We start from the raw sequence: 14,693 nt of genomic DNA, 5'->3' as shown, positions 1-14,693 counted from the left end.
ATAGCTCTCTCAAGCAGTCCTGTCGGTCCTGATGCCTTGGACGATTCCGGCCTGCCGCTGGTGCTTGAGCCGGTAGCTCTCGCCGGCGATGGGCACGATATGAGCGTGATGCAGCAACCGGTCCAGCAGCGCCGCCGTCAGCGTCGCGTCTTGGGCGAACGTAGCATCCCATTGACCAAATGGCAGGTTGCTCGTCACGATCAGGCTGCCTTTTTCGTACAGGGCGGCGATCACCTGGAAGAACAGGTTGGCCTGCTCGCGGTTCATCGGCAGGTAGCCGATTTCGTCGATGATCAGCAGCCGGTATGCTTTGATGGCCCGATGCATGACCGTCTTCAATTTATTTTGCGCGTGCGCCGTGCTCAAAGTCAGCAGCAAGTCCGACGCTGTCATGAAGCGCGTCTTGATACCGGCTTGCGCTGCCCTGTAGCCCAATGCCATCGCCAGATGCGTCTTGCCGACGCCGCTGGGGCCGACCAGCACCACGTTCTCGTTGCGCTCGATAAAGCCTAGTCCGGCCAGCTCCTCGATCTGGCTGCGCTTCACGCCCTTGGCGAAGTCGTAGTTGAACTGCTCCAGCGTCTTGATCGCCGGAAAGCCCGCCAGGCGGGTCATCATGCTTTGCTTACGCACCGTCCGCCCCGCCATTTCCTCGCGCAGCAGCGCTTCCAGGAAGTCGCTGTAGGCGATTTCGTCCTTGGCAGCCTGCTGGGCTGCCGCGCCGTAGCCTTGTGCCACGAAGGCCAGCTTCAGCGTGTCGCACATCTGGTCGATCCGTTCATGTTACAGGTTCATGCCGCCACTCCTTGCTTGACGTTCATCAGCAGTTGTTCATAGACCGCCAGGGGGTGCTGTGCCGGCGCCGCTTCGGCGATCCGCTCGGCCACGATGGCCGGGCGCGGTGCAGACGCCTGCTCCGGCTCTGTCGCTTCCGTCGCTTCCCCCTGCGGTCTGGCAGCGGCGATATCGCCGCGCCATGGCGCCGCTAGCGCTTGCAAGTGTGGCGCTTCCAGCGTCATCCTGGCGGCCGGCTTCTCCTGCGTCGTGCCGTGCACACGGTCGTTCGCCACCTCGCGCAGCCAGCGCGCTACTTCGGCGTTGGCGGTGACGACATCGAGCTGCAAACCATCCTGGCCAAGGCGGCTCGCCAGCGGCACGTAAAACGACCGGCGCAGGTAGCCGTTGAAGCGCTCGACCTTGCCCTTGGTCTGGGCACGGTACGGCGATCCGAAAGCCGCTGTGCTTGGCGAAGTCGAGGAATCCAGCGTGGTAGCGATGCAGCCCTTCGCCGTACACGTCGCGCTCGATCACCACCGTCTTCATGTTGTCGTACAGAACCTTACGTGGCACGCCGCCGAACGCGGCGAAGGCCCGCTCGTGACAGGCGATCAGCGTGGCCACCTTCATGTCACTGACGAACTCGACGTAGCTGGCGCGGCTGTAGCCCATCGTGGCGCAGAGCGCGTGCAGCGGCGCGCTGCCTTTGCGGAACTCGACCCAATCCACCTGCAACTGCTCGCCCATCGCCGTCTCGAAGCGCACCTCCGGCTCAACCGGCAACGTCGGGCGCAGTGAGCGCATGAAGGCGCGCAATTGGCTCAACCCTCCCAGGTAACCACGCTCGGCGATCTCACGGTGCAGTACGCTCGCCGGGCCGTCACAACGAGGGGGAGTGCCTAGCGGCAATTTCCTTGAACTCGCTTCATGCGGGAAGGGAAGCTGCGCGCCCGAAGTCTCTACCTTTCACAGTAACGGCATAGATCCAAGCATTTGCTATCAATTCATATCCCCCATTTATGGGATGTTAAAAATTAAAAAACCAAGTAGGATAAATTGTCCGGGTTTCTGGCACATGCAAGTGAATGAGATTTTTGCCAAAAAATATTTTTCACAGAAGCTTTTAATTTAGCTTTGTCTTCCTAATAAACACCTTAACCATTCTGGAGTTTCTAATTGATCGCACTAAGTCGTCTTCGTTACATTTTATGTGCAACCGTCGCATGCGCATTGGTAGCCTGCGGTGGCGGTAGCAGTGATGGCGTTCCTAGTTCGGGCAGCAGTACATCTGGAGCGCCTGCGGTTCCCTTGCCAGTTACTGCATCAAAAGCTTCGATTCAGAATCTGACTGCAACCAGCCAAACGGATGGAACATTATTTTTTACAGGAACCTACAAAGGAAATTCTGTTCGCTATACCCACCAGGGTGAAATAGGCAAGGGGAAATGGGTAATGTACACAGGTCCAACGAATGACCGCACCCGCGTGACCTTTACGGATACCGGTGGCCTCCAAGAAATTATGTCGATGGATAAAGGCCACCGAACAACTGTCAACTATGTGGGGGTTGAACGTATCGAATATCGAACGTATGACATGAATGGCCGATTTTCCGTCGGTGCGGTGCTTTATACCAATGCTGATAAATGGCTGCAGGGATGGATGCTCACCGAGAGTTTTTCGGGTTACAACAACCTTATTGGGGTAAAGGACGTTACTTCGGTGGTTACTCAGCCATCAGGCGCATTAATGACATTGGCAGGGATGGCTATCAAACGTATACGTGGATTTAGCCTGATGTCAGAGGCCAACGCCCAAGAAGTGGATCTCGTTAGCAGAAGAACTATCCTTGGCATCCATTGGGACAATTTCAGGACCATTGGATGGAACGGCGTGGTGGCAGTAAGTGGCGGTGCCTTATCGACACTTATTGCTGCAGGCGAGGGGGGAGCCATTGCTGCTGGTGGTGCAGCAGTTACCACAGCAATTGTAGCCTCATTGCCTGTAGTTACAGTAGTTGCTGCAGGTTATGTGATCGGCTCAATGGCGATAGACTATGCAGATAGGCGAAGTGCTTTGGTCATTACTGAGTCGGAACCATCCGTTTCAACAACGAACCAATACACAAGTGATCTCCGAACCACAACCTATACTGAACGACAAGCGCCGACTGCACCAGCGCCTGTTGAAACACCAATCTGTACTTATCCAAAGGTGCTGCAAAACGGCGTGTGCGTCACACCAACACCAACTTGCACATCATCGCAAGTGCTGCAAAACGGCGTATGTGTAACGCCACCGCCTACCTGCACATCACCGAAAGTGCTGCAAAACGGCGTGTGCGTCACACCAACACCAACTTGCACATCATCGCAAGTGCTGCAAAACGGCGTATGCGTAACGCCAGCACCAACCTGTACATTGCCACAAGTGCTGCAAAACGGCGTATGTGTAACGCCACCGCCTACCTGCACATCACCAAAAGTGCTACAAAACGGCGTGTGCGTCACACCAACACCAACTTGCACATCATCGCAAGTGCTGCAAAACGGCGTATGCGTAACGCCAGCACCAACCTGTACATTGCCACAAGTGCTGCAAAACGGCGTATGTGTAACGCCACCGCCTACCTGCACGTCACCGAAAGTGCTACAAAACGGCGTGTGCGTCACACCAACACCAACTTGCACGTCATCGCAAGTGCTGCAAAACGGCGTATGCGTCACACCGACACCGACACCAACACCAACACCAACACCAACACCAACACCAACACCAACACCAACACCAACACCAACACCAACACCAACACCAACACCAACAACATGTACCAATAAATTACATACAGTTTATGCAGTGGGGAGACGTGTTTACGCTGGATGCACGAATGAAGATGGCAGTTTTAAGCCTGGCTACACTACAGGCCCTGATTTCTGCTCGGTTACTCCTTGTAACTTTAAAATCATTTGTAGCAGCACTCAAAGTTGCGAAGGGAAATGAGCACAGTCGCTTCACAATGTAATGCGACTGTAATTTCAGATGGAGTGTAAGCGAGGTGCCTGCACCGTCTGTACGTCGTTCACTCTATAGTCCAAAGTGGTTCCCACTATTTTTTGATGGGAACCAAAATGGACACAGTGTTAAAACGGGGCAGTCGCAGCGGGCGACTAAACTATCCGCGCAGCTTCAAACTGAAAGTGGCGCTTGAGGCATGCACACCAAGCATATCGGTATCTCAGTTGGCGCTGCAGCATCAACTCAATGCCAACATGGTGTTCAAGTGGCGGCGCGAGTACCTGGCCGGACTGTTCGCTGGCTTTGACACCGAAGAGAGCGCCTTGTTGCCGGTGGTCCTCGTGACGGAGCAGGAAGAGCCGCCGGCGGTGCTACCGGCACCGGCGCCGCCATGCCAGCGCGGCAGTATCGCCATCGAGTTGGGCGGCGCGGTAGTACGGATCGAGGGAACGGTCGATGCCGACACGCTGCGCCTGGTCATCGCGAGTTTGCGCGCATGATGGGCCTGCCGGCGGGCACACGCATCTGGATCTCGGCCGGGTTCACGGATATGCGGGCCGGTTTCAACGGACTCGCCGCCAAGGTCGAGTTATAGTGGACCCACGATTTGAGACAGCAGTTTAAGCTATGGTCCTCACAGGAGGATGGCGGCGAATGGCGGAGATAAAGAAGCGGAAAGTGCACAGCGCGGAGTTCAAGGGAAAGGTCGGTCTTGAGGCCGTGCGTGGTATCAAAACGGTGAACGAGATCGCGCAGCATCACGGTGTCCATCCTGTGATGGTCAGCCAGTGGAAGAAGGAGATCCTTGCCCGAGCTGGGACCCTGTTCGAAGGTAAGCGGGGACCGAAAGTGGAGGCGGCACACGAGGACGAAGACCGGCTGTACGGCGAAATTGGTCGCCTTAAGATGGAGTTAGATTGGCTTAAAAAAAAGTCAGGCCTGTAAGCGGCGCGGTGCGGTTGGAATGGATCGTCGCCGGCGAGATATCGCTGTCGCGACAATGCGAGTTGGCGGGTGTCTCGAGGGCGACCGTGTACCGGCCACGGGAGGCGGCGCGTCCTGATGACGATGAGCTGACCTTGTGTGCGCTGATCGATGAAGAATTCACGCGGCATCCGTTCTACGGGAGCCGGCGGATGGTGGTGATTCTGACGCGGCAAGGTTGGATGGTTAACCGCAAGCATGTGCAGCGATTGATGCGCATGCTCGGGCTGGCGGGGATGGCGCCGGGGCCGGGCACGGCAGTTCAACATCCAGGGCACAAGGTGTATCCGTATCTACTGCGTGGCGTGGCCATCGTGCGGCCAAACCATGTCTGGAGTACAGACATCACGTATATCAGGCTGGCACGCGGCTTTGCGTACCTGGTCGCGATCATCGACTGGTACTCGCGGCGCGTGCTGACCTGGCGCATCAGCAACAGCATGGACGCGTCATTTTGCGTGGACTGTCTGGTGGAGGCATTGATCGATCACGGCAAGCCTGAGATCTTCAACACCGACCAGGGCAGTCAGTTCACGAGCGTGGCCTTCACAGGGGTCCTGAAGCGTGCAGGAGTTGACATCAGCATGGACGGGCGGGGCCGTGCATTGGACAACATCTTCGTGGAGCGCCTGTGGCGCAACGTCAAGTACGAGGACGTGTACTTGAACGGCTACGCCACGATGGGCGACCTGCATGCAGGATTGACGCGGTACTTCGCCTTTTACAATGGCGAGCGGCCGCACCAGGCGTTGAACTATCAGACGCCGGATGTAGTGTACAAAAGTGGCGAAGGCGGTGGTGCCTTGATCCTCGATAAATACGGCAGCGTGCCTGCGCTGGAATCACCTGAGACAAAACCAGGGCACGATGCAAGCAGTGCTGGGGAGCATGGGGCTCCGCCCCAAACCCCGCCCTGCCGGGAGCCGACCGAGATGACTCCCATGCTCACGGGTGGGTAAAATTAAGCAAGACAGGGCAGCGCTGATCTGCTGCATGCAGGATCAAGACCATAGCTTAAATTCAGGCAAAAACTGTCTTGACGGATGGGTCCACTTTAAGTCGGCGCTTTCCGATGACCCGTTCAGCGGGCACGTGTTTGTGTTTCGCGGTCGACGCGGCAACGTCATCAAACTGCTATGGTCTACCGGCGACGGCCTGTGCCTGCTGTCCAAGCGGCTCGAACACGGGCGCTTCGTGTGGCCGCAGGCCACCAGCGGCAAAGGAGGCGCCGGGGTCAGGTCCGCCATTCGGACACGGACTGATGCATAGGGTGCAGTAGATGTACTTTTTCTGTTCTTGACGCCGCTTTATGCAGTAAATGGATAAAGCACCCCGGCGCATCCGCAAGCGCCGGATATTTTTTTATCCGACGCCACGCTAAGATCATCGCTGGAAAACGCTGCGCGCATTGTGCGCGACACCCCTTCGTTGTTGCTTGCATGGCGTGAAGTCCGGGCAGGCGCGAACACATCTTACGGACGAAGATCACATGAAATCCCACTACTTTCGCTCGATACAGTTCAAGGTAACGTTGGCGTTTTTCCTGTCTGTCGTCATTCTGTCGGGCCTTGGCGTCGGCGCCATCGCCGTCGCGCTCATACTGCAGCAAGACATCGAGCCATTGCGTGCGATCTCGCTGCAGAGCGACGCCGTGGTCGAACATGCGCAGCGACTGGCGACGCTGTTAATCTGGAGCGCCGCCGCTTTGATGATCGCCGGCGTCATCGTCGCGCTGATCGCGGCGCGCCACTTGATCACGGTGGTGTGCGGCGGCCTGCACCGGCAAACTGCGAAGTTCGGCGAGATGGCTTCCTTCCTCGATTTTTCCAAGCGCACGGCCAGCCCGCGCAAGGATGAATTTGGCACTTCGGCGCGTGCCTTCGACGGCTTCCTTCAACGCGTCGAAGACGTGGTGGTTAGCGTGGTTCACGCCACCGGCTCGGTGGCAATGGCGACACGCGATATCGCGGCCGGCAACGTGGATTTGTCTATCCGCACCGAGCAGCAGGCGGCGTCGCTGGAGCGGACCGCACAAAGCATGCACGGCCTCACAGTAACGATACGCCGCAACAGCGATGATGCCCTCCGGGCCAACACGCTTGCCGACGCAGCCGCCACGCAAGCACTGTCGGGCAGCAAGGCGATGCAAACCATGAGCGACACCATCGCGCGGTTGGCTCAAAGCTCAAAGCAGATTTCCGAAATTACCGTTCTGATCGACGGCATCGCTTTTCAGACCAATATTCTGGCACTCAATGCTTCAGTGGAAGCGGCGCGCGCCGGTGCGCAGGGGCGCGGCTTTGCGGTGGTCGCCAGCGAAGTGCGCAATCTTGCGCAGCACTCGTCCACTGCGGCGAAAGAGATCAAGGCGCTGATCGATGCTTCGGCGGGAATGGTGCAGGACGGCTTGCGCCAAACGCAGGAAGTCAGGACCATGGTCAATCAGGTGCAGCAATCGATCAGCGCCGTGTCCGAGATCGTCGGCGCCATGAGTGCGAGTTCGGTCGAACAGCGTCACGATATTGAAAAGATCGGTGCCGCGATTACCCAGATGGATCAGACCACGCAACAAAACGCGGCGCTGGTTGAACAGGTTGCGGCGACGGCGCAGTTGTTGGAAGAGCAGGCTGGCCGGCTTGAACACACAGTGTCGGCGTTCAAGGTTTCCGATCTGGTGATAGCAAGTTGATCTAAGTTGCCCGGCTTGCAGCCTGCGTTTGCAAGTTGGTCAAATTAAGCTATTGAGTGTGGTCGCAAGCAGCTGAAATCCGCTTGGCGGGTCTGGAAAACCTTGATTGAAAAGGGAAATCTGGTCGGGGTGGCCAGATTTGAACTGACGACTTCTGCGTCCCGAACGCAGCGCTCTACCAGGCTGAGCCACACCCCGCCGACTGCTCTTGAATTACAGCAGATGGCGCGGTGGCTTGCAAGTGCTGGCGTCAAGCTGGTTTATTTTTTCGCTTGCTGGGCTTTCCGGATTTCCGCTTCCGTCACTTTTTTCGCCGGGGCATTGGTGGTTGGCGACTTTGCCGATTTGCGCACGGCCTTCGCTTGCGCCATCACGGCGCCGCAGTCGGTGTCGGGGGCGCGGTCGATGTTAATCAGCGGCAGGATGGCGGCGACGGGGGCGACGATGGTGGCCAGGGCCACGGCGGCGCCCGCTTTCAGGGCCAGCGGGCCTTTTTGCGGGCCGATCTTCGGCTCCTTGAAGGTGCCTTGCGCATACAGCGGAGTGCGCAGCGAGAAGACACGGGCGCCCTTGGTTTTCGGGCGGATGTCGAGGTCCAGCGTTTCGCGGGCCAGGCTGACGTTGCCCGTCACGTTGACGACGGCGTTGTCGGTGTCGAGCACGAAGCGGCGCACATTGGCCACGCCGTGGTTGACGGCGAAGTCGCTGGCCAGGCAGTTCAGTTGGACCTGCTTGTCGCCGAACACTTTCACGAACACGGCGTTGGCCAGGTTCAGGCCGGCCAGTTCCAGGATGAACTGGCTGACCGTGCCTTCGCTGACGGTGGCCGCCAGTTCGCCGTTGGCGCTGGCCAGCATGGACGACACGGAATTGCCGTGGCCGGTCAGGGCCGCGTCGGCATAAACTTCGCCGAAGCTGGCCTGCATCGATTGCAGTTTCGGGAACAGCTCGCGTATCTTGAGATGGCGCGCCGCCACCTTGGTTTGCGCGGCGATGGTTTTCTGGCGGCCGTCGAGCGTGATGTTGGCGGTGATGTCGCCGCCGGCCAGGCCGAAGTTCAATGGCGTCAGGCTCAGTACCTTGTCTTTCATGTGAATTTCGGCAACAATATCATTGAGCGGAATATCGTGGGTGCGCACCAGTTTCTTGCCAGTAAATTTCACGTCGGCATCCAGGGCATCCCATTTGGCCGTGTTGAACTGTTCCACTGGCAAGGCTTTGCCGGCCGGCTGGTTGGCTGCCTTGCCGCGCGATGTTTTGCTGGCATTGCTTTCGGCACCGATGGTCGGTCCCAGGTCTTCCAGGCGCAGTTGCTGCGAGCTCAGTTCGCCACGCAGCAGGGCGCGCGGCTTGCGCGGCAGGTACTGCAAGGTGCCGGCCAGGTCGCTCTCGCCCACCTTGCCCTTGAATTTTTCATAGGTCCAGTTCCAGGTGCCGCCTTCCTTCTTGCCCAGCAGGCGGCCCCTGGTCGCGTACTGCGGTGTTTCCGGCAGCAGCACGCCCGTCAGCGGATACAGGTCGGCCATGCTGGCGCCTGCCAGGCTCAGCTGGAAATCGATGCCGGACAGGCTGCGCGGATCGGTCAGGGTGCCGTCGATGCTGGCCTTGTTCTTGCCCAGCACGGCATGGGCCTGGATCGGGTAGACAGTATGGTCGTCCGTCAGCGACTGTACGGCGCCGGCCTTGCCGCCGCCGGTGACGGGCGCCTTGCGGTAGCTGCCGCCCAGGGTAAAGGCGATGCCGTATTTTTCTACCGTGTTGCCCGCTTTGGCGTCATTGCCGCCATCGTTCGGCGTGGCGTCCGGCGCGGTCGAGCTGACCTTGGCGTGCATGTCGAGATCGATGGCCTGGTCCAGGTAGCGGATGGTGCCGGCCGCAAAAGCCATGCGCTCGATGTCCACGTCCCATTGCGATGGGCCATTGTTTCTCAGGGTCCAGCTGTTGCTGCCGTCGGCGCGGCGCTGCAGGGCGATTTGCGGGGCATCGAGCGCCAGGTCGGTGAGCACCAGGCGGTGGCGAAGCAGGGGCAGCAGATGCGTCGAGACCACGATGCGCTGCGCGCTGGCCATCTGTTTGCCGGCCGTGGCCCAGTCGGGATTGCTGATCCGCACATCGTTGGCGGTGATCGTCGGGCGCGGCACGTAGCGTCGCCAGCCGGCTTGCGTTGTCAAGCCCTGGTGAAATGTCACTTGCAGGTCGCCGCCGATGACGAATTCGCGGCCCGTGCTTTCCGACACCTTGCGGTTGATATAGGGACGGGCGCGGTTCCAGTCGAAGGTCATGATAAAGATAATGACCAGTACAATCAGCGCCAACAGGCTGGCCAGTGTCCAGCCGACGATTTTCAAAGGTTTTGCACGCGCCATAACAGATCCCGATCCTCATGATATTTAAATCAATGTAGGGAAAATGTGCATGCAAGTCGGTTCGGTAGCATACTTAATCGACCGGGCACCAGCCAACGTGGCATGAAAAACGGCGCCATCGGCGCCGTTTCCATTCATCATGCTGTCACCGCGATCAGTGGTTGCGGGCCACGGCAAACGAGCACAGTTCCAGCATCGACTGTTTATAGACGCTGTCGGGCCAGCCGGCGATGGCGTCGGCCGCGCGCCGGGCGGCGATTTCCGCCTGCTGGCGCGTATAGTCGAGCGCGCCGCTGCTGGTGATGGCTGCCAGGATGGCGTCGAAATGCTGCTCGTCGCCTTGCTCGATGCAGCTGCGCACCAGTTCGCGCTGTTCCGGCGTGCCGTTTTCCATCAGGTAGATCAGCGGCAGGGTCGGTTTGCCTTCACGCAGGTCGTCGCCGACGTTCTTGCCGATTTCGGTGGCGTCGCCGGCATAGTCGAGCACGTCGTCAATCAGCTGGAAGGCGGTGCCCAGCGAGCGGCCATATTCGGCCGCCGCCTCGATATCGGCTTCGCTGGCGCCGGCGATCAGGGCGCCCAGTTGCGCCGACGCTTCGAACAGCTTGGCCGTTTTCGAGCGGATCACGGTCAGGTAGCTCTCTTGCGTGACGTCCGGGTCATGCATGTTGAGCAACTGCAGGACTTCGCCTTCGGCAATCACGTTGGTGGCGTCCGACAGGATCTGCATCACGCGCATATTGTCCAGCGCCACCATCAGCTGGAACGAGCGCGAGTGCAGGAAGTCGCCCACCAGCACCGAGGCGGCGTTGCCGAACAGGGCATTGGCCGTCTGGCGGCCACGGCGCATCGAGGATTCATCAACCACGTCATCATGCAGCAGGGTGGCGGTATGGATGAATTCGACCACGGCCGCCAGTTCATGGTGCGCCGTGCCGCGATAGGCATGGGCATTGGCCACCAGCAAGATCAACACCGGGCGGATGCGTTTGCCGCCTGCGCTGATGATGTATTCGGCAATCTGGTTGATCAGAATGACATCGGAATGCAATTTTTGGCGGATCACCGTGTTGACTGCGCTCATATCGGCGGCAATCGTTTCCACGATGGTGTTTTGGTTAACGTGTTTGTGAGCGTCAGACAAGGCGAACCTGCAATAGATTGTGGGTGCGCCGATTATACGACATGGCTTGCGCCCGCGTGCCGTTTGAGCATGGTTACAGAGCAATGATTGACTGTCCGGCCATCGGAGCGCCGGCCTGGCAGCGTGTGCGGGTTGTCGACATACCACGACCGCCAAGCTTTGTGCATAGTTTTTGACGCGTTTTCTCAGTCCGTGTATAATCGCTGGTTCTCCCTGTTGTGCACGGCTTGCTTTTCATGGCAGTGGGACAAATTCTTTCAACATTTGATGAGGTTTCAAATCATGTACGCGGTCATAAAAACCGGTGGCAAACAATATAAAGTTGTCGCTGGCGAAAAACTTAAAGTAGAACAGATACCGGCAGACATTGGTTCCGAACTCACCATCGATCAAGTTCTCGCAGTAGGCGCGGGCGACACCATTAAATTTGGTGCGCCATTGGTCGAAGGTGCAACGGTACTGGTTACGGTTGTGGCGCATGGTCGCCATGATAAGGTCAAAATTTTCAAGATGCGTCGTCGTAAGCACTACCAGAAGCATCAGGGCCATCGCCAGAATTTTACCGAAATCCAAATCGTTTCGATCAACGGCTAATCGCCGCTGTTTGAATTAATCAGCTATCAAGGAGTCTTAAATGGCACACAAAAAAGGCGGCGGCACAACGCGAAATGGCCGTGATTCAGAATCAAAACGTCTGGGCGTCAAAGTCTACGGCGGTCAAACCATCAATGCCGGCGGCATCATCATTCGTCAGCGCGGCACCCCGGTGCGCGCTGGTGAAGGCGTAGGCATGGGCAAGGATCACACCTTGTTCGCGCTGATCGCTGGCAAAGTGAAGTTCGTTGTCAAAGGTGCCGGCTCGAAGCAGTTCGTCACCGTTGTAGCAAACGAAGCAGTACCAGCGTAATTCCAGACCGGAGCCAATGTGCTCCGCTGCAACACGCATGATGTAAGGCGCAAGCCTTCAATCGAAAGGCTCTGCCCAAGGTAGAGCCTTTTTAGTTTTATGGCGGCAAAATTATGAAGTTTATCGACGAAGCAAAAATCGAAGTCATCGCGGGCGATGGCGGCAACGGCTGTGCCTCTTTCTGCCGTGAAAAATTCCGACCTTTTGGCGGTCCCGATGGCGGCGATGGCGGAAAGGGCGGCACCATCTGGGCAGTCGCCGACCGCAATATCAATACGCTCGTCGATTTCCGTTTTTCCAAAATGCACAAGGCTCGCAATGGCGAACCTGGCCGCGGCGCCGATTGCTATGGCAAGGGCGCTGATGATATCCACCTGCGCATGCCGGTCGGCACCCTGATCGTCGACCATGCCAGCGGTGAAATCCTGGCCGATCTGACCGAACACGGCCAGATCGAAATGCTGGCCAAGGGCGGCGAAGGCGGCTGGGGCAATATCCACTTCAAGTCCTCGACCAACCGCGCCCCGCGCCAGAAAGGCGAGGGCAAGGAAGGCGAACGCCGCGAACTGCGCCTGGAACTGAAAGTGCTGGCCGACGTCGGCCTGCTGGGCATGCCGAACGCCGGCAAGTCGACCTTCATTTCGGCCGTCTCGAACGCGCGCCCGAAAATTGCCGATTATCCATTTACCACCCTGCACCCGAACCTGGGCGTGGTGCGCGTGTCGCACGAGAAGAGCTTTGTGATCGCCGATATTCCCGGCTTGATCGAAGGCGCTTCCGAAGGCGCGGGCCTGGGCCATCAATTCCTGCGCCATTTGCAGCGCACCGGCCTGCTGCTGCACATCGTCGACCTGGCGCCGTTTGAAACCAACGTCGACCCCGTCAAGGAAGCCAAGGCGCTGGTCAAGGAACTGAAAAAATACGACGAGTCGCTGGTCGACAAGCCGCGCTGGCTGGTGTTGAACAAGCTCGATATGGTGCCGGAAGACGACCGTAAAAAGCTGGTCAAGGACTTCCTCAAGCGTTTCGGCTGGAAAGGTCCCGTGTTCGAGATCTCCGCGCTGAACCACCAGGGTTGCCCGGAACTGGTCAACGCCATCTACCAGCACCTGGAAGAGAAGAAACACAGCGAAAGCCGTGCCGAAGAAACGCAGATGACCGAAGAAGCACGCGGCATCTCGTCGATCGATCCGGACGATCCGCGCTTCAAGATCCTGGACTAAGGTTTTATCCTGATGCCGGTACTGGCGGCTGCTGTCACGTCCGCGCGCAAGCTGGCGTGGCAGCACCGTGTATTGCAGTTGATTACCGCCGCCTACGGGCTGGGCGCTTTTGCCTGCCTGCTGTTCGCCGATGAGATGGCGTCCGGCATGGGCATCTTTCTCAATGGTGTGAACGGCTACAGCCAGTTCTACGCCACGCATGTCGGCCTCTGGGGCGCTATCGCGCTCCTGGCGCTGTTCGCGGCACGGCGGGGCGAAACGCCCGTCTTCAGCGATATCACTGCAATGTTGGTCCTGGCGCAGCCCGCCGGCCGTCTGTTCGCGGCCATCAGCTTCGGCTTGCCCCAGGGTTTGGTGTTGTACATGTGTGCGATGGAGCTGACGGCGGGGCTGGCCTTGCTGCTGCTGCGTCCTGCGCGCTGACCGATAAGAGCCTCCATGGATTCCGTGATTCAAAAAGCTACCCGCATCATCATCAAAGTCGGTTCCTCGCTGGTGACCAACGACGGCCGCGGCCTCGACCATGCCGCCATCGCGCGCTGGGCCGCGCAGATCGCCGGCCTGCGTGCCGTGGGCAAGGAAGTGGTGCTGGTCAGCTCCGGCGCCATCGCCGAAGGCATGCTGCGCCTCGGTTTCGAGCGCCGCCCCACCGATATCCACGAGTTGCAGGCCTGCGCCGCCGTCGGCCAGATGGGTCTGGCGCAAATCTACGAAAGCAGCTTTCGCGCGCACGGCCTGGGCACGGCGCAAGTGCTGCTGACGCACGCCGACCTGGCCGACCGCGAACGTTACCTGAACGCCCGCTCCACCCTGACGACCCTGCTGCGCCTGGGCGTGGTGCCGATCATCAATGAAAACGACACGGTGGTCACCGATGAAATCAAGTTCGGCGACAACGACACCCTGGGCGCGCTGGTGGCCAACCTGATCGAAGCGGACGCGCTGGTGATTTTGACCGACCAGCACGGCCTGTTCTCTGCCGACCCGCGCAAGGACCCGAACGCCCGCCTGATCACGCACGGCGTGGCCGGCGACCCGGCCCTCGAAGCGATGGCCGGCGGCGCCGGTAGCAGCCTGGGCCGTGGCGGCATGCTGACCAAGATCCTGGCCGCCAAGCGCGCCGCCAAGTCGGGCGCCCACACCATCATCGCCTGGGGCCGCGACAGCGACGTGCTGAGCCGTCTGGCGCAAGGCGAGGCGATCGGCACCGAATTGCGCGCCCAGACCGGTCAATTGACGGCGCGCAAGCAGTGGATGAGCGATCATCTGCAGACGGCCGGCGCGGTGGTGCTCGACGCGGGCGCCGTGCAAAAGCTGACACTGGAAGGCAAATCGCTGCTGCCGATCGGCGTGGTGGCCGTGCAGGGCGAATTTGGCCGCGGCGCCGTGATCACCTGCCTCGATGGCGCCGGGGTGGCGGTGGCGCGCGGCCTGTCGAACTACACCAGCGGCGAAGCGCGCCGCATCATGCGCAAACGGTCGAGCGAGATCGAAACCATCCTCGGCTTTATCGAAGGCCATGAGCTGATTCACCGCGACAATCTGGTGTTGCTGTAATGCGCAAGGCGGCCCCGATGGGCCGCTTTTT

The 14,693-nt window shown here is 59.2% G+C and carries 12 protein-coding genes, 1 tRNA gene and 2 pseudogenes; 10 read left to right on the top strand and 5 right to left on the bottom strand.

The window, feature by feature from the left end; all coding sequences use genetic code 11:
• Window positions 1-9: 9 nt before the first annotated feature.
• Both istB and istA read right to left on the bottom strand, forming a co-directional pair.
• Complete coding sequence (gene istB, locus CD932_RS25965) at window positions 10-774, bottom strand: IS21-like element helper ATPase IstB (protein WP_254926776.1); 765 nt, start codon at window positions 772-774, stop codon at window positions 10-12.
• 17 nt (window positions 775-791) lie between these two features.
• Window positions 792-1,653 (bottom strand): annotated as a pseudogene (gene istA / locus CD932_RS25960) (IS21 family transposase); the annotation flags it as partial.
• Window positions 1,654-1,953: 300 nt separating this feature from the next.
• On the opposite strand from istA, the gene CD932_RS29080 reads away from it, so the two are divergent.
• From CD932_RS29080 to CD932_RS25930, 5 genes and pseudogenes are all read left to right on the top strand, one after another.
• Window positions 1,954-3,777, top strand: coding sequence for a hypothetical protein (locus tag CD932_RS29080; protein ID WP_176461118.1), 1,824 nt, complete (start codon window positions 1,954-1,956; stop codon window positions 3,775-3,777).
• A 128-nt stretch (window positions 3,778-3,905) separates the two neighbouring features.
• Window positions 3,906-4,292 carry a transposase gene (locus tag CD932_RS25950; protein WP_176461144.1) on the top strand — a complete coding sequence of 129 codons (387 nt, stop codon included), beginning with the start codon at window positions 3,906-3,908 and terminating at the stop codon, window positions 4,290-4,292.
• 154 nt (window positions 4,293-4,446) lie between these two features.
• Window positions 4,447-5,600: pseudogene (locus CD932_RS25940) on the top strand (IS3 family transposase); the annotation flags it as partial.
• A 169-nt stretch (window positions 5,601-5,769) separates the two neighbouring features.
• Complete coding sequence (gene tnpB, locus CD932_RS25935) at window positions 5,770-6,045, top strand: IS66 family insertion sequence element accessory protein TnpB (protein ID WP_094445881.1); 276 nt, start codon at window positions 5,770-5,772, stop codon at window positions 6,043-6,045.
• 262 nt (window positions 6,046-6,307) lie between these two features.
• Window positions 6,308-7,465, top strand: coding sequence for a methyl-accepting chemotaxis protein (locus tag CD932_RS25930; RefSeq protein WP_254926768.1), 1,158 nt, complete (start codon window positions 6,308-6,310; stop codon window positions 7,463-7,465).
• A gap of 121 nt (window positions 7,466-7,586) precedes the next feature.
• On the opposite strand, the gene CD932_RS25925 is transcribed toward CD932_RS25930, so the two are convergent.
• The 3 genes from CD932_RS25925 to ispB all read right to left on the bottom strand — a co-directional run bounded on the left by CD932_RS25925 (window position 7,587) and on the right by ispB (window position 10,975).
• A tRNA-Pro gene (locus CD932_RS25925) sits at window positions 7,587-7,663 on the bottom strand.
• Between the two features lie 62 nt (window positions 7,664-7,725).
• Window positions 7,726-9,831, bottom strand: a complete 2,106-nt coding sequence (locus CD932_RS25920; RefSeq protein ID WP_094445746.1) for an AsmA family protein — start codon at window positions 9,829-9,831, stop codon at window positions 7,726-7,728.
• Window positions 9,832-9,985: 154 nt separating this feature from the next.
• On the bottom strand, window positions 9,986-10,975 hold the full coding sequence (gene ispB, locus CD932_RS25915) for an octaprenyl diphosphate synthase (protein ID WP_094445745.1): 990 nt from the start codon (window positions 10,973-10,975) through the stop codon (window positions 9,986-9,988).
• A 282-nt stretch (window positions 10,976-11,257) separates the two neighbouring features.
• Between ispB and rplU the strand changes: the two genes are divergently transcribed.
• The 5 genes from rplU (at window position 11,258) to proB (ending at window position 14,662) form a co-directional block, all read left to right on the top strand.
• Window positions 11,258-11,569, top strand: a complete 312-nt coding sequence (gene rplU, locus CD932_RS25910) for a 50S ribosomal protein L21 (RefSeq protein ID WP_054268134.1) — start codon at window positions 11,258-11,260, stop codon at window positions 11,567-11,569.
• 40 nt (window positions 11,570-11,609) lie between these two features.
• Window positions 11,610-11,882, top strand: a complete 273-nt coding sequence (gene rpmA / locus CD932_RS25905) for a 50S ribosomal protein L27 (protein WP_094445744.1) — start codon at window positions 11,610-11,612, stop codon at window positions 11,880-11,882.
• Window positions 11,883-11,995: 113 nt separating this feature from the next.
• On the top strand, window positions 11,996-13,105 hold the full coding sequence (obgE, locus tag CD932_RS25900) for a GTPase ObgE (protein ID WP_094445743.1): 1,110 nt from the start codon (window positions 11,996-11,998) through the stop codon (window positions 13,103-13,105).
• A gap of 12 nt (window positions 13,106-13,117) precedes the next feature.
• Complete coding sequence (locus tag CD932_RS25895; RefSeq protein WP_094445742.1) at window positions 13,118-13,528, top strand: hypothetical protein; 411 nt, start codon at window positions 13,118-13,120, stop codon at window positions 13,526-13,528.
• Between the two features lie 15 nt (window positions 13,529-13,543).
• Window positions 13,544-14,662, top strand: a complete 1,119-nt coding sequence (gene proB / locus CD932_RS25890; RefSeq protein WP_094445741.1) for a glutamate 5-kinase — start codon at window positions 13,544-13,546, stop codon at window positions 14,660-14,662.
• Window positions 14,663-14,693 lie beyond the last annotated feature (31 nt).

Source organism: Janthinobacterium sp. PC23-8 (genome assembly GCF_002250505.1).
Lineage (GTDB): Bacteria > Pseudomonadota > Gammaproteobacteria > Burkholderiales > Burkholderiaceae_D > Janthinobacterium.
Note: the sequence above shows the minus strand (reverse complement) of the source record. Positions and strands in the feature narration are given on the sequence as shown.